The 22893-nt window shown below is 36.5% G+C and carries 27 protein-coding genes; 8 read left to right on the forward strand and 19 right to left on the reverse strand.

The features are described 5' to 3' along the window. Positions 1–403: 403 nt before the first annotated feature. Together V7138_RS20095 and V7138_RS20100 are read right to left on the reverse strand one after the other, a co-directional pair. Positions 404–664, reverse strand: coding sequence for a DUF1871 family protein (locus V7138_RS20095; RefSeq protein WP_335400880.1), 261 nt, complete (start codon positions 662–664; stop codon positions 404–406). A 16-nt stretch (positions 665–680) separates the two neighbouring features. Continuing rightward, a complete protein-coding gene (locus tag V7138_RS20100) occupies positions 681–890 on the reverse strand; it encodes a hypothetical protein (RefSeq protein ID WP_335400882.1) in 210 nt (69 codons plus the stop codon). Between the two features lie 132 nt (positions 891–1022). On the opposite strand from V7138_RS20100, the gene V7138_RS20105 reads away from it, so the two are divergent. Continuing rightward, the gene (locus V7138_RS20105) at positions 1023–1406 is read left to right on the forward strand and encodes a kinase-associated lipoprotein B (RefSeq protein ID WP_335400884.1); all 384 of its coding nucleotides are present in this window, start codon (positions 1023–1025) and stop codon (positions 1404–1406) included. A 43-nt stretch (positions 1407–1449) separates the two neighbouring features. Here V7138_RS20105 and V7138_RS20110 read toward each other — a convergent pair whose 3' ends face one another. Together V7138_RS20110 and kapD are read right to left on the reverse strand one after the other, a co-directional pair. Beyond that, a complete protein-coding gene (locus V7138_RS20110; protein WP_335400886.1) occupies positions 1450–2781 on the reverse strand; it encodes a C40 family peptidase in 1332 nt (443 codons plus the stop codon). A 125-nt stretch (positions 2782–2906) separates the two neighbouring features. After that, entirely contained in the window at positions 2907–3530 is a 624-nt protein-coding gene (kapD, locus tag V7138_RS20115; protein WP_335401065.1) for a 3'-5' exonuclease KapD, read from the reverse strand. A 238-nt stretch (positions 3531–3768) separates the two neighbouring features. On the opposite strand from kapD, the gene V7138_RS20120 reads away from it, so the two are divergent. Then, positions 3769–4989, forward strand: coding sequence for an MFS transporter (locus V7138_RS20120; protein WP_335400888.1), 1221 nt, complete (start codon positions 3769–3771; stop codon positions 4987–4989). A 253-nt stretch (positions 4990–5242) separates the two neighbouring features. Here the strand turns inward: V7138_RS20120 and V7138_RS20125 are convergent, their stop codons facing one another. The 8 genes from V7138_RS20125 to V7138_RS20160 form a co-directional block, all read right to left on the reverse strand. Continuing rightward, positions 5243–6013, reverse strand: a complete 771-nt coding sequence (locus tag V7138_RS20125; protein ID WP_335400890.1) for an alpha/beta fold hydrolase — start codon at positions 6011–6013, stop codon at positions 5243–5245. Positions 6014–6070: 57 nt separating this feature from the next. Further along, positions 6071–7075, reverse strand: coding sequence for a branched-chain amino acid ABC transporter permease (locus tag V7138_RS20130; protein WP_335400892.1), 1005 nt, complete (start codon positions 7073–7075; stop codon positions 6071–6073). 5 nt (positions 7076–7080) lie between these two features. Beyond that, the gene (locus tag V7138_RS20135) at positions 7081–7941 is read right to left on the reverse strand and encodes a branched-chain amino acid ABC transporter permease (protein WP_335400894.1); all 861 of its coding nucleotides are present in this window, start codon (positions 7939–7941) and stop codon (positions 7081–7083) included. A gap of 25 nt (positions 7942–7966) precedes the next feature. Continuing rightward, the gene (locus tag V7138_RS20140) at positions 7967–9205 is read right to left on the reverse strand and encodes an ABC transporter substrate-binding protein (protein ID WP_335400897.1); all 1239 of its coding nucleotides are present in this window, start codon (positions 9203–9205) and stop codon (positions 7967–7969) included. Between the two features lie 12 nt (positions 9206–9217). Beyond that, positions 9218–9925, reverse strand: coding sequence for an ABC transporter ATP-binding protein (locus V7138_RS20145; protein ID WP_335400899.1), 708 nt, complete (start codon positions 9923–9925; stop codon positions 9218–9220). After that, entirely contained in the window at positions 9915–10679 is a 765-nt protein-coding gene (locus V7138_RS20150) for an ABC transporter ATP-binding protein (protein ID WP_335400901.1), read from the reverse strand. The genes V7138_RS20145 and V7138_RS20150 overlap by 11 nt, the downstream gene beginning before the upstream one ends. A gap of 64 nt (positions 10680–10743) precedes the next feature. Beyond that, complete coding sequence (locus tag V7138_RS20155; protein WP_335401067.1) at positions 10744–11820, reverse strand: amidohydrolase family protein; 1077 nt, start codon at positions 11818–11820, stop codon at positions 10744–10746. Between the two features lie 43 nt (positions 11821–11863). Beyond that, entirely contained in the window at positions 11864–12214 is a 351-nt protein-coding gene (locus tag V7138_RS20160; protein WP_335400903.1) for a Rieske (2Fe-2S) protein, read from the reverse strand. A gap of 220 nt (positions 12215–12434) precedes the next feature. On the opposite strand from V7138_RS20160, the gene V7138_RS20165 reads away from it, so the two are divergent. Both V7138_RS20165 and V7138_RS20170 read left to right on the forward strand, forming a co-directional pair. Then, the gene (locus V7138_RS20165) at positions 12435–13286 is read left to right on the forward strand and encodes an AraC family transcriptional regulator (protein ID WP_335400905.1); all 852 of its coding nucleotides are present in this window, start codon (positions 12435–12437) and stop codon (positions 13284–13286) included. Between the two features lie 366 nt (positions 13287–13652). Further along, positions 13653–15515 (forward strand): transglycosylase domain-containing protein, encoded by a 1863-nt coding sequence (locus V7138_RS20170; RefSeq protein ID WP_335400907.1) that lies wholly within the window; start codon positions 13653–13655, stop codon positions 15513–15515. A gap of 20 nt (positions 15516–15535) precedes the next feature. Here the strand turns inward: V7138_RS20170 and V7138_RS20175 are convergent, their stop codons facing one another. Further along, a complete protein-coding gene (locus tag V7138_RS20175) occupies positions 15536–16093 on the reverse strand; it encodes a DUF5366 family protein (RefSeq protein WP_335400909.1) in 558 nt (185 codons plus the stop codon). Positions 16094–16215: 122 nt separating this feature from the next. On the opposite strand from V7138_RS20175, the gene V7138_RS20180 reads away from it, so the two are divergent. Continuing rightward, positions 16216–16785, forward strand: coding sequence for a hypothetical protein (locus V7138_RS20180; RefSeq protein ID WP_335400911.1), 570 nt, complete (start codon positions 16216–16218; stop codon positions 16783–16785). A 100-nt stretch (positions 16786–16885) separates the two neighbouring features. On the opposite strand, the gene V7138_RS20185 is transcribed toward V7138_RS20180, so the two are convergent. The 4 genes from V7138_RS20185 to V7138_RS20200 all read right to left on the reverse strand — a co-directional run bounded on the left by V7138_RS20185 (position 16886) and on the right by V7138_RS20200 (position 19413). Further along, positions 16886–17095 carry a hypothetical protein gene (locus V7138_RS20185; protein ID WP_335400913.1) on the reverse strand — a complete coding sequence of 70 codons (210 nt, stop codon included), beginning with the start codon at positions 17093–17095 and terminating at the stop codon, positions 16886–16888. A 230-nt stretch (positions 17096–17325) separates the two neighbouring features. Further along, positions 17326–17709 (reverse strand): hotdog fold thioesterase, encoded by a 384-nt coding sequence (locus V7138_RS20190; protein ID WP_335400915.1) that lies wholly within the window; start codon positions 17707–17709, stop codon positions 17326–17328. 24 nt (positions 17710–17733) lie between these two features. Next, positions 17734–18795 carry a PQQ-dependent sugar dehydrogenase gene (locus V7138_RS20195; RefSeq protein WP_335400917.1) on the reverse strand — a complete coding sequence of 354 codons (1062 nt, stop codon included), beginning with the start codon at positions 18793–18795 and terminating at the stop codon, positions 17734–17736. Between the two features lie 15 nt (positions 18796–18810). Then, positions 18811–19413 carry a DedA family protein gene (locus tag V7138_RS20200; RefSeq protein WP_335400919.1) on the reverse strand — a complete coding sequence of 201 codons (603 nt, stop codon included), beginning with the start codon at positions 19411–19413 and terminating at the stop codon, positions 18811–18813. Between the two features lie 116 nt (positions 19414–19529). Here V7138_RS20200 and V7138_RS20205 point away from each other — a divergent pair, with 116 nt between their 5' ends. The 3 genes from V7138_RS20205 to V7138_RS20215 all read left to right on the forward strand — a co-directional run bounded on the left by V7138_RS20205 (position 19530) and on the right by V7138_RS20215 (position 21168). Then, positions 19530–20384: an oxidoreductase gene (locus V7138_RS20205; protein ID WP_335400920.1), complete on the forward strand. Its 855-nt coding sequence runs from the start codon at positions 19530–19532 to the stop codon at positions 20382–20384. An 80-nt stretch (positions 20385–20464) separates the two neighbouring features. After that, positions 20465–20896: a hypothetical protein gene (locus tag V7138_RS20210; RefSeq protein ID WP_335400922.1), complete on the forward strand. Its 432-nt coding sequence runs from the start codon at positions 20465–20467 to the stop codon at positions 20894–20896. Positions 20897–21006: 110 nt separating this feature from the next. Beyond that, the gene (locus V7138_RS20215) at positions 21007–21168 is read left to right on the forward strand and encodes a hypothetical protein (RefSeq protein ID WP_335400924.1); all 162 of its coding nucleotides are present in this window, start codon (positions 21007–21009) and stop codon (positions 21166–21168) included. A gap of 149 nt (positions 21169–21317) precedes the next feature. Here the strand turns inward: V7138_RS20215 and V7138_RS20220 are convergent, their stop codons facing one another. Both V7138_RS20220 and V7138_RS20225 read right to left on the reverse strand, forming a co-directional pair. Further along, positions 21318–21776 (reverse strand): helix-turn-helix domain-containing protein, encoded by a 459-nt coding sequence (locus V7138_RS20220; RefSeq protein WP_335400926.1) that lies wholly within the window; start codon positions 21774–21776, stop codon positions 21318–21320. Between the two features lie 117 nt (positions 21777–21893). Continuing rightward, entirely contained in the window at positions 21894–22661 is a 768-nt protein-coding gene (locus V7138_RS20225; RefSeq protein ID WP_335400928.1) for a sulfite exporter TauE/SafE family protein, read from the reverse strand. Positions 22662–22893 lie beyond the last annotated feature (232 nt).

Below are 22893 nucleotides of genomic sequence, written 5' to 3' on the forward strand. Positions count from 1 at the left end.
GGACTCGACTGACTGGACTCTCTTTCATACTGTCCAAATGGCTGACTCATTCGGACTCGGTTGACTAGTTTCTCACTCTTCCTGTCAAAATGGTCGATTCATTCGGACTCGGTTGAGGAGTTTCTCACTCTTCCTGTCATAATGGTCGATTCATTCGGACATGATTGACTTTTTTCCAGTTCTTCCTGTCCAATTGACTGCTTCATTTGGACTTGATTGACTGGACTCCCTTCTTCTTTTCAAAATCACCACCACATTAAGACTTGATTAGAGAGTTTTACACAATTCTCGTACAAATTAAAGTTGTATTTTGACTAACTCCCACAATGTTTCCTACCCCCCTCCCGCTCCAAAACCTTATCCTTCTTCTCTAAAACAAAAAAGATGGGTTGCCCCATCTTTTTTATCGTTCACATATCATATTATTTTTAATGGTTAAGAGTTTTAGAGCCATATTCTCACATTCTTTAAGTGGAATAATTTCCTCGAACGAGAATTCAAAAATCGACTGTATTTTTCTGGCTAATTTCCCACTGTCATCAAATTGATGAGCCATCTGCAAGACATCCACAGCTTCGGTTTCATAGGAGCCGATTCCATAACCGAGTGGATCCCATTCTTGAAGCATCATCATCATTTGTACATTTGCATGTTGGTTTTCCATATGATCACCTAAAAGATTACTTCATACTATTATTTTTATCTTGATTCATAAGTTGCCTTTCAAACTCTTCGGCTTTTGCTTGTTCCTTTTTGGAATGCTTGATAATTAAACGAAACACGACAATCGCAACAATTATACAAATGGCTAGTTTTATTCCAGCAGGAATATATTCTGATTTATCCTCAGGAAAGTATAGAAACATATTTAATATTGGTAAAAGCAGCATTTTTACACACCTTTCAACCGATAATACTAACTCTAAATATTATATCATAAACCTTTGGGTGGGTTATAGATGCTTGTTTGATTTTGGTCGGTTATAATGACAGTAGTAGAAAGTTGCAAAGGAGTGATTATAATGTCTGATGAGTATAAAATCGGGGACATAGTCACAGGAATTTATAAGACAGGCAAATATATTGGCGAAGTTACAGCAATTAAACCTGAGCACTATCTTGTCAAGGTTAAAGCTGTCCTTAAGCATCCAATGCAGGGGGACATTCATTCTCCTAAGGATCCAAATGTACCTTTTTTCCAAGAGAGAAGAGCGCTTGCTTTTAATGAGCAGACAAATGTACCAAAAAAGATGGTTCGTGCATTTTCAGGAGATGTACCGGATTATAAGGATTCTTTAAGGGTAGCCGTGGATAAGACCATGAATGAATTAGAAGCAGAAGGCACGGAATGGGCAATGCGTAGCATGGAGAACATGAAAGTATTAGAGATGGATTATTTTAAATAACGATAAAAACCTACGGAAGTCTCATTTCCGTAGGTTTTTCTTATTAATATACTCGCTTAGCCCCTACATAGTACTTAGACCAATACGAGTTATCCATTGAAACCACTGCAATTCCTTTCGATGAAGTGGCAGATATAAATTCATTGTTGCCTACATAAAAACCGACATGAGAAATTTGTCCTGTATTGTTGACTGCAAAAAAGACTAAGTCGCCGGGTTGGAGATTTGCTTTTGAGACAGTAGTCCCCATTGTATAGTAGCCAGCCGATGTGTTCCTCGGAATGTCAATTCCATGTCTATTATGCATAAACGAAACAAACCCCGAACAATCAAATCCAGCCGTAGTAGTTCCGCCCCAAAGATATGGGATTCCAATAAAATTATAGCTGTCTGAAACGAGGTCTTTCAGAACTTGTTCCCTATTTTGTATATTTGATTCTGCCTGTGCATTTCCTGTCACCTTCAATACTTGTCCAATGGAAAGACTATTGCTTGTAAGATTATTCATATTCTTTAGTTCAGTAACACTCATATCATAATTGCGTGCAATTGCATATAAGGTGTCTCCAGCTTTAACGGTATAGGTAGAAGTTGCTACCTTTTGCTGCGGGGTTATTGCTGTACTTCCTAACTGTAATGTCTGACCGACATAAATTAACGATGAGGTTAGATTGTTGTTTTTCATGAGTTGGTCTACGGTAGTGTTCGCTCGCTGGGCAATCGAGTATAATGAATCTCCAGGTTGGACCGTATATGTTTGTGCTTGAATTTGTGTGGATGGTGGTGCAGTACCGACCACCTGTAAGGTTTGCCCAACTTGAATCGTATTTGAAGTAAGGTTATTTAATTGCTTTAATTGATCCACACTCATGTTATAGGAGTTTGCAATGGAATATAGGGTGTCACCACGAGTTACGGTATAGGTTGCAGTCGTAGTTGGTGGTGGTGCTTCACTGATCACAAGTGTCTGCCCAGGGTAGATCATGTCCCCCGTTAGATGGTTCAGTTGTTTTAGTTGGGAGACAGAAAGATTATATTGCTTGGCAATCCCATATAAGGTATCTCCATTTGCAACGGTATGAGTAGCTTGTTGAGTTTGGTTACTTGTTTGACCATTACTAGCTGCTTCTGCGGTTGAGGAATGATGGCCCCCTACTAATGAAACAGTAGCAATGACCACAGTTCCCATCATGACTTTCACAATAGCAGGATTTACATTCGGGACTTTTTCTTTTAAATACATTCGAATGCTTTCGTTAAAATAGAGCTTTTTCCCTTGTTCTTGTGTACCTAGTTCACTAGAAAACTCCTGCAACCCGGGATCTATATATAGGTAAAGGGTTTGTGGATTTTCTATTTTATGGCCAATAAACATTGAGCATCCCTCCTTTTCTCATTAGGATATCCTATCGGGATGCGATTATTTTTCGTTTCAATTGTAAAAATTCGACAGTACGTATCAAAAATAAAAACCAATTCACTTTTTTAGCGAATTGGTTTTTATAATGCAAATTTATTTAAGACTTTCGAGAAATCAACACGATCACCGATTGTTGTTGGCTCCGGTTTTGCCAAATAACGTTTATCATTTTCAACTAACTTGAATATATTAAAGGTTGTAAGTGCATCATCAAGGGCACAATGATGTTTGCCCGTCCCTTCTTTCCCATACTCCTGAACAGCCTTCCAAAGACCTGTCTGATTTTGGTCCCCGAAAAAACGTTTATATTCCATCGACAAATCCCTTTGTTTACCCTTAAAGGGAAATGGGATCCCGGCCCTTTGACAATTATGACGAAGAACCTTCATGTCCATATTTCCCCATGTGATGATCGTGCTTGAAGATGTTTTTTCATATTCACCAAGCTTGTTCACTAGCTCTTGAAACGATATCCCATTATTCACTTGTTCTTGGGATATGTTTAAAAATGATTTGCATCGTTCTGTTAGTCTAGGAAATTTTATGGGTTTTACATAGGCTGAGTATTGGTCGATTATTTTCTGATTCTTCACAGAGGCAAGACCAACTTCAATTATTTCCGGGTAAAATCCTTGTGGATTGCTTTTTCCCTCAGGCATTGTAAATTCAAAGTCAATGAACAAATATTGATGCTGAATATCCACCACTCCTAAACCTCCTTTTCGTGTTCTTAAAACAATGAAAAATGATTCCTTTTTACTTATAAAACAACCGGACATTTGCTGAAGACCGCTAAATGAAGACGAACAGCTTTTTTCATTATTATAACATGATTCCCTTCATTTTTCAGAATATATTTATAATATATATGCTTTTTACCCTTCAATAAATTAGAATAATATTTTATACTATTTAGTAAATCGAAATATTCGTGTTGAGAAGGTGTTATTTATTCAAACAGCAAAACGAAATCTGTTGATCATGTGGTTTGCTAATTTTTTTGTTGCTGCCAGTGCGACAATGATAATGCCATTTCTGTCTTTATACATCGAAACTTTTGGTGAATACTCAGATAGCTTTGTGCAACGGTGGGCCGGCTTAGTTTTTGCAGCAACCTTTGTCACGGCTTTTTTTATTTCACCTCTCTGGGGACGTTTTGGTGACCGGAATGGCTACAAAAAGATTCTGTTAATTACGGGAACTGGCATTGCCATCAGCATCTTTTTAATGGGATATGTGAACACGGTTGAGCAATTATTTTTCCTAAGGCTATTCATGGGCGCAGTTACTGGGTTTATCCCTACCTCCCTTGCCCTCATATCCGCACAAACACCTAAGGAAATTGCCGGAAAAACATTAGGAACGCTACAGATGGGGAATGTATCCGGAGCTTTATTTGGTCCATTATTAGGGGGATTGCTTGCAGATGCGGTTGGTTTTCAATATACCTTTGTCCTCACCGCTGTAGTGATTATGGGTGCAGTCATTCTAGTTGGTGTGGGTATCAAAGAGGTAAGGTCAAATGAAACAAGTACGACTGTCAAAAAGTTTACACGGAGAGAGGTACTAATCCATATCTTCAAACACCCTGTATTATTAACCATCATGCTTATATCAACGTTGATACAGGTAGCCAATTTCAGCATCCAGCCTTTACTAGCATTATATGTTACACACATAACTGACAGTAGCAATATTGTGTTTTTAGCTGGTATGGCATTTTCAGCAACTGGATTTGGCAATTTATTATTTACGAGGCAATGGGGAAAATTAGGGGACCTGATTGGTCATGAAAAAATTTTAACGCTTCTTCTCCTTGCATGCTCAATTCTGTTTATTCCGCAAGGTCTTGTTAATGAACTATGGCAGCTTGTTCTATGTAGATTTTTATTCGGCATGGCGGTTGGGGGCTTAATTCCGTGCATGACAGCCTACATTCGCCAGGTTTCCCCACTATCTATGCAGGGTGAAGTTCAAGGCTATAATGTCAGTTTTCGGTTTTTAGGAAATGTGATTGGCCCGATAACCGGTGGAATTCTCAGTGGTTTTTTCGGAATAGCTACCGTCTTTTTCGTAACAAGCGGGCTGTTTTTAACAGGAGCAATTCTTTTATGGCAAAGTGTGATACGACATTCTGAAAAATCCACTCAAAAGGCTGCATAATACAGATGGCAGATGCCATCTGCTTTTTGCGGGCGACTTAATTTTTTTATATTATACCTAGCTTTAGAGCGTGGAATATTAACTAAATCATATATCAATGAGAAGGCTGAAGTAAATGCTTGGGGTAATCCAACTATTACTTTATTAAAAGTAGAATCATAAATATTGAAATTTGAAAAGAAGGAGTTATTGATTATAAAATAGCTCCTTCCTTTTTCTCGACTACAATTCTATCCAAAATAAATGCTATAGTTTAATCTTTTAAAAAATTTTTTACTATTTTCATAAAGTGTTCTGGTTCCTCTACATTTGGTCCGTGACCTGATTTATCCATTTCTATAAAAGTTGCATTCGGAATTAGTGTAGCACATTCCCTTCCTGCATCAGATGAATTTAAAATATCATGTCGTCCACTAACAACTAAAGTCTTGGCTGTGATTCTTGATAATTTTGAACGAAAATCAAAACCTATTAATGCTCTATTTGCTGCCTCAAATTGTTCTACAGGCAGTTGTTCTTGAGCAGCAAAAAAGGGTGATTTAGAAATTGTTTCTTGGTTGTAATAAATATGTTTATATAGATATTTCTGTTTCTCTTGCTCGTTTAATCCCTTAATATTTTCTCTATGTTTTTCAAAAAACAATTGTGTTGAGGAAGTATCCCCATGTGACTTGGGTGCGACTAAAATTAGCTTCTTTACTCTATTAGGTGCTGCAATAGCGACTCCTTGAGCAATATAACTCCCTGCCGATATCCCCAATAGAAAACATGACTTAATATTAAGTTTATCTATTATTGCCAGAGTATCATTAATATGATCACACAATGTATAATTTGATACTTTTTCTGACTTACCTTGTCCTCTAGAATCCGGAGCAATCACACGATGGTGCTCTTTTAATTGAGTTATTTCGGATTTCCAATATAAATTACTTCCCCCTAAACCATGGAGTAGAATCAACGGAGGACCTTCACCCGTATCCTCTATATTAATTCTAACTCCATTCACATTAATTATAGGCAATTCCATCACCCCTTTTTTAGAAGACATATCTACCAGCCAAAATAGTGATTAATAATTTTAGATTTTACTATTAAAACTCTTTTCAACCGGCTTCCTATATAAAAATTTTTTTGTATTATTTATTACTGAGGTAAATAATATTTGCAATACATGAATAATCCCTTTTGGAAGAAAAATTGTAATAACAATCAACATAAGCCCATAAATAACAAACCTAAATTCTTCAGCCATTCTTAAATATTCTGGTATAAAAATCATCAAAAACGATCCAATAATTGGACCTATGATAGTTCCACTGCCACCTAAAATTACAGCTAAGATTGCATTTAATGAGTAATCCACAGTAAAGGGACCAGGATTAACAAACCCTATATAATGAGCATATAAAACTCCACTAAGTCCGCCAAATGAAGCACTAATTATAAACGCAAGCAATTTATACTTAAATAAGGAAATTCCAATTGCTTGTGCCAACTGTTCATTTTCTCTGATTGTTTGTAAAGCACGACCAATTTTAGAGTGAATTAGCCTATAAATAACAAATATAGAAATTAGGGTAAGTATAAGAATAAGGTAATAGTAGTTTGTTCTAGTTGAAAATCCTATTCCTAAGATAGGTTCAGGAGAAACAACATTTGAAATTCCAGACTCTCCACCAGTCAAACTATCCCAGTTTACCATTAGAATCCAAATTACCATACACAATGCCATTGTAATAATAGAAAAATAATGTCCCTTTGTTCTCAAAGCTATAATTCCTACGACATAACCCACAATCGCAGCAATAATAATTGAAAGAGGAAGTGACATCCAAAAAGTTAAACCTACTTTTGTTGTTAGTAAAGCACTTGAATAAGCACCGATACCGAAAAATGATGCCTGTGCAATAGATACATATCCTGTATATCCCTGTATCACATTTAGACCTTGAGTCATAATAACCCAAATTAAGGATAATGAGAATAAATGAATATAGTATGGTTTCAGTCCTAAGAAGGGAATAATACACGCTATAATAATAGCCAGTGCAATAAAGGCAATATTTATTTTCTTGTGCTTCAAGCTACTCACCCCTTACTTCCAAATAAACCTTGTGGTTTAAACATCAAAATCGTAATCATAATTAGAAAAGCAAAAATATCCTTATATGAGGAAGAAAATATTGAAGACCCGAGACTTTCTGTTATACCTATTAACATTCCTCCTATTATTGTTCCCGGAAAGCTACCAAGCCCCCCTAGGATTATTACAGCAAAACCCTTCATCACGGAGTGTCCCCCCATCGTTGGATATAATGAGAACAAGACACCCATAAAAACACCTGCAGATGCTGCAAGTGCCGAACCTAGCCCAAATACAATAGAAGTGATTCGGTTTGTATTAATTCCAACAATTGTGCTTGCTTCTCTATTTTGAGCAACTGCTCTAATCGCTTTACCAGTTTTGGTACGATTAATAAATAAATAAAGAAATAGTATTAGTAAAATGCTGCTAAATAATAAATATAATCTTAGATTAGTAATACTAACCCCTAGAAAAGAATAAACCTGATTATATTCTGATGGAATAATGATTTGATCCGGACTAAAAATGATTGTAAGGCCATTATCGATAACCATCATCAATCCAAGAGCAATGATAAATGCATTAATAGGAGGTGCATTTTTTACAGGACGATAGGCAATTCTCTCAAGCAGTATACCTACCAAAGCAGCAAATATCATGCTAATTACGATTGATAATAATAGATGTAAATTATATTGAGAAGTTAGGATATAACTAAAGTAGCCCCCTATAACTGCTACAGATCCATGAGCGAAATGTGGTATTTCTAAGATACCATATATAATGGAAAGTCCCATCGCAATGAGCACATAGAAACTTCCGATTACCAGACCATTTAATAGTTGTTGCGTTAATTCTACCAAGTTCCAAGCACCACCCTTCCCATTACTACTTATTCTGGTTAATTAATGTAGACATGTATTCAGAGTACTGTTTAGCATCAGTTTCAACATCCGCAATATATTCCCATTTTCCATCATTCCATTGAATTTCAACATTCTTTACATAACCCTGACCATTTTCGTCAAACATTTTCCCATCAATCGGAACATATAAGCAAGCCAAATCCGACGGAGGCTCCATATTTCTAATAGCTTCACTCACTTTATCAACATCTAGACTTCCAGCCTTTTCTAAGCCGGCCTTTAATACATAAACAGTATCGTATCCATAAATCGCGGCCGTATTTGGAGACTTACCATACCTCTCCTGATAATTTTCCACAAATTTAAGCCCACTTTCATTAAGGGCACCTTGTGTAGCCCCAATAATACGAACTTCCATAACATCCTTCATTTGGTCGTTTGAGGCAACTTTAAGATATTGTTCTTCTGAACCACCCGCTTCTGTAATTATTTTTCCGGTATAGCCCAATTCCCGAGCTTGACGAATAACAAATGCTACTTGTTCTGCATATCCAGGTGTGTATATTACATCTGGTTTTAAGTTAATTAATTTGGTAAGTTGCGTATACATATCCTGGTCACCAAGACTAAAACTTTCCTCTCCTATTATGGTTCCACCATTAGCGGTATAGTTGGTTTTAAAATGTTTATAGACCTGCTCATAATAGCTGTCTTTCAACTGCCCAAGAACGGCAACCTTTTCATATCCTTGTTCTGCAAAAAATGTTCCAGTCGATGCACCATTTACTCCTCCAGGGGAGCGTACTCGGAAAATGTTACTTACACCTTGCATTGTGATATTTTGATCCCCTGCATTTCCTACAATCATCAAAGCATCCTCAGATCCTATCATTTGTGCAACTCCCATAGTCGGCGTACTGCTAGCCCAACCTACAATGAATTTTACTCCATCTCTGTCAATTAATTTTCTTACCGAGGAAATAGCTTCACTTGCATCTCCCTTATCGTCATATGAATTTAGTTTTAGCTTATATTGTTTATCGCCAACCCTAATCCCGCCATCTTCATTTATTTCATCGACAGCCATTTTTATTGCTTCATTTTGTGCTGCACCGTAAATTGATGCAGGACCAGTGAGTGAATCTACTTCACCTATTACTAAAACATTCTCTCCATTCCCACTAGAATTACTACTACAAGCCGATAAAACTAAACTAATCAAAATAAATGTCACAAGTGTGAACCAACTAATTTTCCTCATATTGGCCTCCTTCTATACCCCAAGATAAACTTGTTTTACTTTTTCGTTTTCTATTAAATCTTTCCCTGTGCCTTCAATAACTATTTTACCAACGTCAAGAACATATGCATTATCCGCGATTGCTAATGCCATACTAGCATTCTGCTCAATAAGTAATATTGTTGTACCTTCGCTATTAATCTCCTTTATTATTTTCATTACCTCCTCTACCATTAGAGGAGCGAGCCCCCATGATGGTTCATCCAAAATCAAAAGTTTTGGCCTAGCCATCAAAGCTCTTGCAATTGCCACCATTTCCTGCTCACCGCCACTAAGAGTTCCCGCTCTTTGATTCGCTCTTTCACCAAGGCGTGGAAAGCGATCGAACATTCTTTCAATATCCTTTTTAATTTCCTTTTTATCTTTTCGCGCGAATGCACCCATTTCTAAGTTTTCAGTCACTGTCATTTCAGGGAAAAGCTGCCTCCCCTCAGGACATAAAGAAATTCCAAGTGCTGCCATTTTATTAGGTGATAGGCTTGATAAATTATTATCTAAAAATAAAAGCTCACCTTGCTGTTTGGAAATCAGTCCCATTATTGCTTTTATAATAGAGGATTTCCCTGCCCCATTAGAACCAATTAAGACAGTAATTTCCCCCTCTTTCACAGTAAAATCTACTCCATGTACAACCTCAATTCCCTTATAAGCAACTTTTAGACCTTTAACCCTAAGAAGCATCATTTTTCCTCCCAAGATACGCCTGTATTACGGCCGGGTGGTTTTGAATCTCCATTGGTATTCCATCAGCTATTTTTTCCCCAAAATTAAAAGCTACAATTCGGTCACATAGATTCATAATTAAATGCATATGATGTTCAATGACGAGAACAGATGTTCCTTTATCTCTGATTTTTTGCACCATATTAATCAGTTCTTGTTGTTCCTCCCTTGATGTTCCAGCAGCTGGCTCGTCTAATAATAGGAGTTTTGGGGAACGGGCTAATGCAATTCCTATCATTAATTTCCGCTGTTCTGACGATGCAATATTCTTAGCTAACTCCTTTTTACGGAATTGTAGTCCAATTAATTTTAGAACTTCTTCCACCCTTTGTGATGCAGTTTCTTCCTGTTCATGATATTTTTTTCCTCGAAAAAGACAATTTAAGAAGCCCGTATTTACTCTAGAAAATAGTCCGAAAAGAATATTTTCTTCCACCGTTCTCTCTGATAATAAACTTGTAATCTGGAAGGTTCGGGATATTCCTTTATATACTATTTCGTGAGGCGAGCCGTCAGAGATAATCTCATTATTAAATTTAACAGTGCCCTCTGTAGGTTTTAGGAAACCAGTTATTATATTAAACATAGTAGTTTTTCCTGAACCGTTTGGACCAATCAGACCAAGAATTTCTCCTTTTTTCATTGTAAAGGAAACGGCATTAACTGCCGTTAACCCTCCAAATTTTTTAGTAACTCCCTCGATTTCAAGCATAATTTTCCTCCCCGTATTATAACCAGTTAATATTCACTTAAAATACTATTAAATGAGTGAAATTTTATAAATTATAAACTTTTTTGGCATTTTCATAGAATATTTTATTCCTTGCATCTTGACGTAGAAGTTTTAAAATCTCAGTCGGTACATCCCCGTCCCAATGAGGATAATCACTTGAAAATAATAAGAAATTTTCTGCATCAATCATATCAAGCAACATAATTAAATCTTTTGGATTTTGTGGTTCTTCAATTGGTTGTGTAGAAAAATAACAATGATCACGTATATATTCACTTGGAAGCCTTTTTAACCAAGGAACCTCTGAACGCAATCCTTTGTAATTTTTATCTAGCCTCCACATTAAATGCGGTAACCATGCTATTCCACCTTCTTTAATAATTACTTTTAAATCTGGAAACTTTTCAAATACTCCTTCGCAAACTAAACTTACTAAATGGGTCATCGAGGCTTGTGGTGCGCATGTATGCCATTCTAAATAAGTTGATGGATAACCTGCAGCAGTTGGTCCAGCTGAACTTCCTATTCCTTCCCCTCCTATATGTGTAGCTACAGGGAGTCCATGTCTATGAGCCGCCTCATAGATTGGATGATATTGACGCTGACCTAATGGAGAACGCGTTCCCGTATTTATTAGGACTTCTACCATATCTGGATGACCAGCAAGTCTATCTATTTCTCTGGCCGCCTGCTGGGGATCTAAGGTGCACACAAAAATTGCAGCTTTAAATGATTTATGTCGGGGAAGCCATTCTTCAATTACATAGTCGTTGTATGCTGAACATATCGCGGCTGTATAATCAGGGTTGTGTAACGATGAAATAGTTAAAGTATCAGCACCGGTAAGTATTGCATATTCCATGTTAAATGGTTCAATTAGGTCCTTAACCAAATAGTCTGGGTCAGAAGCTGCTGGTCCGCCAGTTGGAGGCATACAGTCTCGGCGTTTTACTCCAACCGGACTTCCATAACCATGTACTAGAATACCTAGATCTCCTGCAAAAAGTACCTTAGATCTCCACGGTTCTGGAAGGTACTCTGCTAAAACTAAAGGATGTGCAAAATCATTGTGTACATCAATATCTATAACCTTTTGCTTTTTTTTCAATTCTTTTTCCATCTTACTATTCAATACTGTACTCACTATTTATCCCCCCTAATAATTAAAGACTGATCCAAACTTTTCCCTCTTTTATATTGACCTTATATGTTCTTGTTCTTACCCTTTCACTAAATAATGATTTTCCAGTTTTTATATCAAATTCCCAGCCATGCATTGGACAACGTAATATCTCTCCTTCTCTTCCAAATTCATAATCGTATACTCGAGAAGGAAGAGTGGTCCCACAAACTCGACCTTTACATAACTGTGCACCCTCGTGAGGACATCTATTATACAAGGCAAAAAATTCGTCTTTTATTCTATAAATCCCAATATTGCGCCCCTCAACATTAACGATGACATGTTTACCATCAGGTATACTTTCAACATCAGCAACAAAATGTTCACTCATTGTTATCCTCCTTATTTATTAAGCGTTTACAAAACTAGCATGCTACCAAATTAAGAGTTTTTTTATAAGTGGTAAATGTTAATAAATATTTTATCGTTTTTAACATAATAACCTCCTTTACATTGTTATATTGGTTATTGTATCATTGATTTAATATTTTTTGTTTTAAGAAATTTCCGATTTTTTATACGAAATTCCGCTAAAATTATGAGGTGTTATCATGAAATCACTTGCTGAAATTGAACCATATGTAAGACAAATGGTTCGTTGGAGATATCACGGTAGTAAGTTAGAAACAACTAGAATTGGTTACTCCTATGGACTCCACTTATTTATTGAAGGAAACGGCTTTATGAATATTAACAAAAAAATTTATAAAGTAGAAAAATATACACTAATATTCATACGTCCTGGACAAGTCCATTCCTTTCTTCATGATAAAAATACATCTCTTGAATCCTATAGTATTTATTTCGATTTGTGGATGCAGCCTACCAAGGCGTTACCACGTCATGTTTTTTTTCCAGATACACCCATCCTATCTTTAATGACAAAAACGGAGCCTTGTGAGGAATTAGATCGGATACCAATAAGAACCTGTTTAAAGTCTTTTCCCGATTTGGTTGAACTTTTTTTACAACTCGATAACTCATCAAAATTAAACTTTTACAGTGAAGAAATTACTAACAGTTTGATGTACACACTTATATTAAACTTGTACAACATTATACAGAACAAGGAACCACGTGATTATCGAATTTTACAAATAATGAATGAAATGGAGCGTTTTCCAGAGCGTAATCTTAGTTATGAGGAATGGTGTATAAAATGCAATTTGGAAAAATCACATTTTTATAAACTCTTTAAAAAAGAAACCGGAAAATCGCCTAAGCAATACCTTCTTTCAATAAAAATGAAAAAGGCTGCTATACTTCTAAACGAAAGTCGTAAATCAATCACCTTTATTTCGGAGCAATTAGGGTACGATTCAATTCACTATTTTTCAAAACAATTTACTGAATTTTACGGGATATCCCCTACAGCCTATCGCAAAAGGAATAATAACTATTAATTAGTCACACTTGTATATTACTCATTAAAATAACGACAACTAATTAGATTAAAAATATTCAAATGCCCTTATAATTTAATAAATTAACAATTTAGGACTTAAATATTTGGCATTGAGCAAGAACTAAAGTTCCTGAAAAAAGTACGAATAGAATAAATCGTGGCCATAAAAAGAAAGAACCAACAAAAACCTAATTAATTGTCAATTTGATGTCTAATTCAAACTCTTCTCAAACTCTGTTGGTGCTCCCGAAAAAGTTTTATGATATATTCTGTACATACAACTTCGAATAGAATATATATACTTAAATTATTTTTGTAAAAAAAATACACAAATTAGATTTATACATTGAGAGAGTGTTTTTTTATGAGAAGGCAAACAGGCTATTTTATTACCTTTATTTTGTTACTGCTATTTTTGTTTATGTTATACAAAGTGCATAGTGAGTTGAAGAATACGAAGGGCTTTACAGCAGTTCTAGATGAGGAAATTCCAATTGATGATGTTGGGTTAACACAAACAAGCTACATGAAGGACACCACAGGAAATGTGATTTCAGAGATCCGTCATCATGAAAATCGGATAATAATACCAGCTGAAGAGATTCCGCAAATTGTGAAGGATTTGTTTATTACCATTGAGGATCAGCATTTTTATGAGCATGTAGGTTTTGATATTTCCGGAATTGGTCGAGCAGCTCTCATTAACCTGCAGAATGACTCAATTGATCAAGGAGGCAGTACCATCACCCAGCAGCTCGCCCGAAATCTCTATTTAACAAATGAAAAAACCTATAATCGTAAATTAAGTGAGCTCTTGTATTCGTATCAATTAGAACGAACTCTTACAAAAGAGGAAATTTTAACGTTGTACATTAACGCGATTTACTTTCAAAATGGAGCATATGGAATTGAAACGGCTTCCCAGCTTTATTTTAACAAGTCGATTAAGAATGCGACATTAGCACAAATAGCCTTTTTATGTGCAATTCCGAATAATCCATCTCTCTATAATCCGGTTACGCATTTTTCAAATACGAAGGATAGGCAGGAACGTATTTTACAAAGTTTGGTAAAGGCAGGTACCATCACTGCTGAAGAATATGAAAAGGCCGTACAGGAACCGATTGAGCTTGCCATGAGTGAAAAAATCGACCTTTATCCAGATTATACAACCTATATTTATCATGAGTTTGAAAAATTAATAGCTGAAAAAGAAGGCTTTACTGAAAAGCTCAATTCGGCTGCTGATAGCGAAATTGAAGATCTTCGAAAACGGCTAGATACTAAGGTAAAAGAGGTTCTTGAGTCCGGAATCATCGTTGAAACAGCGTTAAATTCAACTGTACAAACAGAAGCCATACAAGCTCTCAAGCGCCATTTGCCATATGATAATGTTCAAGGAGCCGCAGCGGTTATCGACAATAGGACGAATCAAATCGTCGCTATCGTTGGCGGAAAAAACTATGAAAAATTTTCGTTCCATCGCGCCTTTCAAGCGTTTCGACAACCAGGCTCCGTGATTAAGCCATTGCTTGTTTATGCGCCTTATTTTGATCAAACAGGTTCCTCCATTTCACAGACGGTTAATGCTAATAACTATTGTAAAAATGGGTATTGCCCGCGAAATTATGGGGGCGGACAATATGGAAATGTTGGCCTGCGAACAGCTTTTAAATATTCGTACAACACCCCTGCAGTTAGATTGCTTGAAAGAACTGGGATTGAACATGCGTTTTCGTATTTAGACAAGCTTCATTTTTCAAATGTTGTGAAAGAAGATCATCATTTACCAGCAGCCATAGGTGGGTTTACATATGGAATGTCTCCACTAGAGATGACAAATGCCTTTGCAACATTTGCAAACAATGGACAATTTATTCAAGCTCGGGGCATTACAAGGGTAACTGATTTACAAGGAAATATTCTTTATGAATGGGATGAACAACCAGTTGCGGTATGGAGTGAATCTACTAATCAAAAGGTAAGAACCTTGCTTGAGGATGTTGTTAAATCAGGAACAGGTAAACCTGCTTATTTTTCAAGTAGTTATATCGGTGGAAAAACTGGAACGACGAATGATGTAAAAGACCTTTGGTTTATCGGTCTCACGGATCACTATACCGCAGGTGTGTGGGTTGGAAATGATCAAAATAAAAGCATTTCCTATATGGAATCACGAAAACCCCAAATGGTTATTTGGAAGGATATGATGAAAGCGAGCCATTAAAAGATGTGCTCGCTTGCTTTTTAAATGGGTAAACTTGCAATGATACCGTTGTATAACTGAATGCTTACATAGGTAACCGTCATAAAAAAGGTAAACCAACTTAGGGTATGAAAAAAGACGAGCCCAATCAGTCCACCAAAGGTTAATGTGTCCTGAATTTTATAAACAAAGAAAATAAAATAACCAAGTGTTGCTAATAAAAGCACAAGCACAATCCCGTAGAAGGATTGGACAAACGCTAATGATAGTGTACCTCCACCGAGATAGAAAAAAGATCCCGCCCGTATTTTCGGCAAGCTTTCCCCCTTGCTATCCTTTGTGAAAAACAATAGAGATAGCTCAAGCAATGTATTGGCAATTAATTTTAAGGCAGCAAACACCATGAAATAGAATAAGAAAAACACAAAAAAGATCGCAAAGTTAATCCACGTTGGTGAAAAAAACTCCTGCATCCCACGGTAAATTCCGATTTGTTTTAATAACTCTAACGTTTTTAATTCCGTTAAAATCGCAAGCGAAACACTAAATAGGATAATAGAAATGAGTGGAAAGTAACTTGTAAAATAGGTATTTTTCATTTCGATTCCTCTGTTTTTTTATTAAATTACTTTTTCGATTGTACCATACATTTTTTGTAGTAAATCTATTTTTTTAAAATACATATAGAGTAAATGCTACTTTTTGAGGAAAGAGGGGTTCTATGAAAAAAGGGTTTTTATTTATTTTGCTTGTTTGTGGTTTCGTATTTTTCACGTTCGTAAGTTCTGCCGGTGCTTCAGGGGAATCAAATTTTACAAAAGCAGTAAATGAGAAATTAAAGGAAATTAATTATTATGATAACGGGTCTGCAAAAGTAGTCAATTCCATTTCAAAGGAAACCGAAATCACCAAGATTGTAACAGCAGATGATCCAGAGACAAAGGAAAACGAAGAGGAAATCGATACTTATACAGCAAATGTCGTAGTGGGGCATGTGTCGTATAAACTAAAACGCGACAGCATTTTCTATATCCAAAAGCATGAATTTTTTTACTATGATGTCGACAATCAGGAATTTCTCATGCTAGGAAACTTCCCTGAAGATCAAGAAATTAATTCCCTTTTTACCGATTATATGGACGCAGGCTATAAGGGTGGACTTACGTTAACATCAAACTTATTATTCAGCTTATTTGTGATTCTAGGATTCCTTGTCGTGCCAATGCTAACCATGATGTTCCATAACAAAGCCATTCCAGTTCCTATGGTACGAAATAATAGCTTGATGTAGGATGAGATATTTTTCTCATCCTTTTTTTGAAGCGATTAGCTCTTGAGTCAAGCCAATCGCTTCGGCAGTGAATACCCTGCTGTCACCTTATGTTCTTTTATCAACGAACAATTCGAATATATTCACGAGGCTTAAATTTTGGATAAATCGTTGTTTCCTCCGTTTGTGAAGGATCGATTGTTTGTATGTGAAATTGATTTTCTACTTGTCTTTCAACATATTCTCTTTTTGTTTGTTCATGGATGATCCACGTACCAATAAACAGGATGGCAAAAATAGCGATGGCCAGTACTCCCTTTTTTGCGTTCACAAAACATCACCTCTTGCAACTAGCATTCATTTTAGTAGGAATTTTTATACAAAAAGAAGAAAAAAACAGCGAGGACTTTTAATCTCCTCGCTGTTTACATTTGCTGGTTGCTATATGGGGTGATTCTGCCCTACCTTTGAAAAATAGTTCCCTAGTTCTTTGGAACAATTCCCTTACCTGTAATAATTGTGACCTAACTTCCTTTAATTGTTCCTTAACCCAAATTGGAGTTATTTTTTCAATTTTATTACAGCCATGGTGCAGCGTGATACGCAAATGAGGTTTTCTTCTTCATCAACGATTTTTATGTCCCAAACCATTGTTGTTTTCCCTTTATGAAGTGGGATACCGATTGCTTTTACAACCCCGTCTCTTTTTGCACGAATATGATTAGCGTTAATTTCAAGTCCGACACAACCTTCTGTATCTTTGTCAACGAGATTGTATGCACCGACACTTGCAACCGTTTCTGCCAAGGCAACAGATGCACCACCGTGTAATACGCCAAATGGCTGACGAGTACGCTCATCTACCGGCATAGTTGCAATTACCCGCTCTGGTGTTACTTCTTCAATTGTAATCCCCAATGCTTCGATTAATGTATTTTTTATCATGTTTCTCCTCCCAATCTTGGTTATCTATTTTCGAATTCCTGACAATGATATAGAAAGAAGTTTATCATCATCTTCCTTCGGATTCCCGCGCCCATCCTTGTTATTTGTTATTGTATAAAGTGTGTTTTCTTCAATAAAGACATCCCTCATCCTGCTGTTAATGTCGAGAATGACTTCAATCTTTCCTGTCGCAATTTCATAGCTTCTCACCTTGGAGCCGCGCAATGTGGCAATATAAAGCTTGCCGTTTGCATAATCAATGCCCGAAGGGGCCCATGTTTCCTCACCCGTATGAAAAATCGGCGTGACCATGTTGGAATCTGTTTCACTTCCTTCGATAATTGGCCAGCCATAATTCTTGCCTGGTTCTATCAAATTAATCTCATCATGGGCGCTTTGTCCATGCTCAGTACTGTATAAAGCTCCTTTTTCATCCCACGCTAGCCCTTGTGGGTTTCTGTGACCGTATGTGTAGACATATGAATCCGGAAAGGGGTTGTCATTTGGGATCGAGCCATCTAGGTTCAACCGCAAAATTTTTCCAGCTAGACTTGTTAAGTCTTGTGCATTTTGCGGGTCTCCTGCATCTCCAGTAGTAACATAAAGCTTTTGATCAGGTCCTATTTTAATTCGGCCGCCATTATGAATTCTTCCTCCTGGAATACCTTCAAGCAATACCCTTTTTTCCACCCAAGTAGTGCCGTTTCTTTCCACATGGATGACGCGATTAAAAACTTTTTCATTTTCTTGGTATGTATGATACATAAAGACGCTGTTTGAGGTTTGAAAATCTGGTGCAAGAGTAAAGCCTAAAAGGCCTCCCTCCCCTTCCTGCAAAATTTCTTTTTGAAGCTTTAATTGCTGGGGAGTTACCTTTCCAGATGTCTCTTCGATTTCAGATAATTTACCAATCCGTTCAGGAATGAAGAAGCTTCCATCTGTTTTTGTAATCATCCATGGTATCGTCAGATTTGAAGCAATAATAGTTGGGTTTGAAACGGTTTCTTGTACAGGCTCCTCAAAGTTTTTTTCCACTGAGCAGCCAACAGTTATGATGAATAGGAGAAACAAGGACAGCTTTTTCAAGATTCGTTCACCCTCTCAATGCGAAAGCTTTCGGAGCTTTCGATTCCTTCTTATTTTAACCATTATATATCCCATTAGCGCTGTTACAGCTACACCAATGGCAATATCGTAATATTTAATAAACGCTTCAATGAATTCTTCCCCTGCATAATATCCGACTGCAAAAATCAAGGAAACCCAAATAAGAATAGCCGTGTACAGGGTAGATGCGAATTTTAGAAAAGAGAATTTACTAAAGCCAAACAAGAACGGAAATAAAATACGAAAGCCTGGAACAAAGTAGCAAAACAACAATGCGAACGTATTGTACTTTTCAATAATGGATAATGCACGAGCAATCTTCTTTCTCGTTTTGTTTTGTTTAGTAAGGAGGAGAACCATCGCATGTCCTGTAAAGCGCCCAATTACATAGCTTGTTGTGACAGCCGTTAGAATTCCCAGGTAAGTCACCATAAAAATCTTCCAAGGTACAAAAACATCCTCAGCAGCAAAAAATCCTATCGTGGATACAATCACTTCATTGGGAATCGGAATCACAAATGCACCTACCCATAACCACAAATAAAGTCCCATATATCCATTTTCCTGAATGATTGATACAAGTTCATTTATATCCATTCTATCCCGCCTTCACCGGCTGCGCAGTTAATTATAGATACTTATCCTTATCTATTATAAGATTAAATGGATATTATTAGAAACTTTTTTGTAATTTATATAAGGGAGAGAAAATCGTGGAGAAACCCATCGTGATTATTACCGGTGCATCGAGTGGATTTGGTCTATTAAGTGCAATCGAATTTTTAAAAAAGGGATTCTTTGTTGTGGCGACCATGAGGAATTTACATAAAAAAGAACAGATACTGAATCAAATCAATGATTTAACCTTAAAAGAGAATCTTATTTTTTGTCAGTTGGATGTGTCAGATGCTTATTCTTTACAAGCATTTCAACTAACACTTCAAAAGCTTGGGCGAGTCGATGTTTTGTTAAATAACGCCGGATTTGCTACAGGTGGATTTGCCGAAGAAATATCAATATCTGAATACAAAGAACAATTTGAAACGAATTTCTTCGGGCTGATAGAAGTGACTAAGCTAGTGCTCCCCTTTATGAGACAGCAACGATCTGGAAAAATCATAAATCTCAGTAGCATTAGTGGACAAATTGGATTCCCAGGCCTCTCCCCTTATGTTGCGTCTAAATACGCCTTAGAAGGCTGGTGTGAATCGTTACAGCTTGAGATAAGACCTTTCGGTATCCATGTAGCCCTTATTGAACCTGGGTCGTTTCAAACAAATATTTGGAGCAGTGGTAAAAAAATCGCCACAAAATCAACGCTTCCCACATCTCCTTATTATGAAATGATGAAAAAAATTGAAGCAAGACTTGAAAATAATCATGCATCCTATGGGAACCCAATTGAAGTTGCAAAATTCATCGTTAAGCTCGCTTTAAAGCCTTCCTTAACAAAACTTCGCTATCCGATTGGAAAAGGGACAAGATTGTCCATTCTTCTTAAAAATTCATTACCTTGGAAGATGTGGGAGGCAGTTGTTTTTAGAATGCTTGGCATTCAGAGGAAATAAGGCTTAAGTATTAATCAAAATGCACCTTATCAAAAAATTAACATATATTGTAAGAGAATTTTTGATAAGGAGGTCTATCGTTGTACCATTATCCGTTTATCTATGGACGTCAAGGACCACCAAGAACTGTTTTGTATCCAGGGTATTACTCAAACATCACAAGTCATACCATATTTCCTGACCCAGTTCCGTATTATCCATACACAGATTATCGTAAGTTTCCAGAAGTTGACCCGACACTATTTAAGGAATCAGCAACAGAAATGAGAATTCTTATGAAAGATGCCAGCCTAATCCTTTCTAAATTAGCTGAATCAAGGCAGTTTGCGAAAGAAGTAATGGCAGCTGCTCAGGCATCAAATGATAAGGAAGTAGATCGTCTGCTAAAATCAACAGGTATTCAGTCGAAAGTTAAAGCGACCTTTAATCCTGATGGTTTAAATCTTCAATTAGAAGCTAGTGTAAAAGGCTCCAAATCCAGTCTTTTAACAATTGCATTAAGATGGCGATGATAAACACTTATTTAGAGCGAGGGTAAAAATTTGCCTATCGTTCTTTTTTTAATTACAAGAATGAAATGATTATGGTTTAGGACATGATAAATCACGAGGAGGTAAAAACAATGAAAGATAGAGACAGAGACACACTAAGATATATTCAAAGCAAGGACGAACAGCTCGTGAATCAACTCGATCCTGAGCTTGATCTTCGAAATATAAATTTCGCAACTGGCGAAAATGAGTATCTAAACGAACGCTATGATGATTTTTCGATTGATCACTAACAAGCATTACATGGAGGAAGTTAAATGGCCAAAAACGAAAAACTAAACGAAGAAGCAGCAATGAATAATAACTTAACTTCATCTACGTATTCAAAGAGTAAAACTGCAAAGAAAAAGAAAAATGGGGCAAAGTAGGTTGTGCCCCGTTTTTAGTTGGATTCATTTGAAATTTCTTCTAACCTGTTTAAAGCTTCGTCTTTATCAAACGAAGAATACCACCTAAAATTAGCTTCATCTAAAATACGATAATGTTGACTTATGACATTTTGTTGGAGACGAAATCTCCCTTCTTTTTTAAGGTCCTTCCACCACACTTTACCACCCATTGTACGTTCTTTCGCACGATCAATTCCGTTTCGTCCAATAATTTCAATAACATCTACAGGGTCCCCCCCTAATGTTGTTTGAATGATCTCACTATCGCGAAATAATGCACAAACGGCTACGATACATGTCCAACCCGCTTGAATTCTTCCCTTTTCAATTTGTACTAACGTCTTTTTTGAAATCCCCAAAACTTCAGCCATTTTATCCTGTGTATATCCTTTTTCAATCCGGACTAGCTTCATTTTTTCAGATATCATTTGCGTTAATTGTTCCTTGTCCATCGAAATCACCTATTTCACCTTTCACCTTCTCTTTTACAAAGAGAAAGTCAAAAACCTTAGTGTAATTTTACACTAAGGTTTATAAGTTCGCAATTTTTCCTACGGATAACCAAGGGATTAATAAATTAATTTCAAACCACTTATAAAAATAATGATCCCTATAACCGTTTGCAATGGTTTCATCGGAACCTTTGCTGACAATGAACTTCCAATAATTACTCCTGGAATTGAACCACAGAGTAAATTTGTAACTAAGAGAAAGTCAACATTCCCAAAGCCAACGTGAAAAAGACTGCTCACCGTGACTAAAATAAATGCATGTGCGATATCTGTTCCAACTAATTCAGAGGCTCGTAATCGATAAAATAATAACATCGCTAGTGCAAAAAGCGACCCAGAACCAACGGAGGTTAATCCGACTATAAAACCAAGAATTGCACCTAGGAGTATAGTGGCTTTTGCTTTATCCTCAATGGGCTTTAGACTGTAGGAGCTCTGTGAAAAACGAGAACTGAATAATGTTTTGATCACGGTTGCAATTGCAACCATCATTAGTACATACCCGAGTGCGTGCTTCACAATTTCTCCTTGCAGGAGTTTATCTCCCCCAGCAAAATGTAATGTAACTACCGCTATAATGGCACTAGGAACACTGCCGATAGCCAAATATTTTACTAGCTTAAAATTTATTGTTTTCTGCCGAAAATGCTGGACAGATCCAAAAAATTTTGTGATTGAGTTATAGACAAAATCTGTTCCTACTGCAATTAGCGGGTTTATTCCGATCAGGATTAAAAATGGGGTTAATAATGCCGCTCCACCTACACCTGTTAATCCAACCAAAAAACCGACAAAAAGGCCCATTAATACAATTCCAATACTCATTCCGACCGCTCCCAACATTTTCGGATATGGGCATTATATTTACAGGACATCCCTTTTGACACATTTTTCTTGCTTTGGACAGCAAAGATATTTTTTAACTATAACAATTTGACTAGTACGGATTGCTTTTTTAAACATTTGAAATTGAAAAAGAAAACTTCTACAAATATTTTATCAACGAGTTCATAATGATATGACTCGATAAATTGGTTTTTCTTTGTTAACTTGTTTC

The sequence above is a fragment of the Bacillus sp. JJ1533 genome (assembly GCF_036965045.1).
Lineage (GTDB): Bacteria > Bacillota > Bacilli > Bacillales > Bacillaceae_L > Ferdinandcohnia.

Coding starts and splice junctions, on each gene's coding strand:
- V7138_RS20110 (WP_335400886.1), bottom strand. CDS start 2,781: ATGTTTATTGGCCATAAAATAGAAAATCCACAAACCCTTTACCTATAT.
- V7138_RS20105 (WP_335400884.1), top strand. CDS start 1,023: ATGTCTGATGAGTATAAAATCGGGGACATAGTCACAGGAATTTATAAG.
- V7138_RS20095 (WP_335400880.1), bottom strand. CDS start 664: ATGGAAAACCAACATGCAAATGTACAAATGATGATGATGCTTCAAGAA.
- V7138_RS20150 (WP_335400901.1), bottom strand. CDS start 10,679: ATGCTTGAAATCGAGGGAGTTACTAAAAAATTTGGAGGGTTAACGGCA.
- V7138_RS20175 (WP_335400909.1), bottom strand. CDS start 16,093: ATGAAAAATACCTATTTTACAAGTTACTTTCCACTCATTTCTATTATC.
- V7138_RS20190 (WP_335400915.1), bottom strand. CDS start 17,709: ATGATAAAAAATACATTAATCGAAGCATTGGGGATTACAATTGAAGAA.
- V7138_RS20160 (WP_335400903.1), bottom strand. CDS start 12,214: ATGAGTGAACATTTTGTTGCTGATGTTGAAAGTATACCTGATGGTAAA.
- V7138_RS20200 (WP_335400919.1), bottom strand. CDS start 19,413: ATGGATATAAATGAACTTGTATCAATCATTCAGGAAAATGGATATATG.
- V7138_RS20215 (WP_335400924.1), top strand. CDS start 21,007: ATGAAAGATAGAGACAGAGACACACTAAGATATATTCAAAGCAAGGAC.
- V7138_RS20180 (WP_335400911.1), top strand. CDS start 16,216: ATGAAAAAAGGGTTTTTATTTATTTTGCTTGTTTGTGGTTTCGTATTT.
- V7138_RS20225 (WP_335400928.1), bottom strand. CDS start 22,661: ATGAGTATTGGAATTGTATTAATGGGCCTTTTTGTCGGTTTTTTGGTT.
- V7138_RS20140 (WP_335400897.1), bottom strand. CDS start 9,205: ATGAGGAAAATTAGTTGGTTCACACTTGTGACATTTATTTTGATTAGT.
- V7138_RS20100 (WP_335400882.1), bottom strand. CDS start 890: ATGCTGCTTTTACCAATATTAAATATGTTTCTATACTTTCCTGAGGAT.
- V7138_RS20170 (WP_335400907.1), top strand. CDS start 13,653: ATGAGAAGGCAAACAGGCTATTTTATTACCTTTATTTTGTTACTGCTA.
- V7138_RS20145 (WP_335400899.1), bottom strand. CDS start 9,925: ATGCTTCTTAGGGTTAAAGGTCTAAAAGTTGCTTATAAGGGAATTGAG.
- V7138_RS20165 (WP_335400905.1), top strand. CDS start 12,435: ATGAAATCACTTGCTGAAATTGAACCATATGTAAGACAAATGGTTCGT.
- V7138_RS20220 (WP_335400926.1), bottom strand. CDS start 21,776: ATGGACAAGGAACAATTAACGCAAATGATATCTGAAAAAATGAAGCTA.
- V7138_RS20155 (WP_335401067.1), bottom strand. CDS start 11,820: ATGGAAAAAGAATTGAAAAAAAAGCAAAAGGTTATAGATATTGATGTA.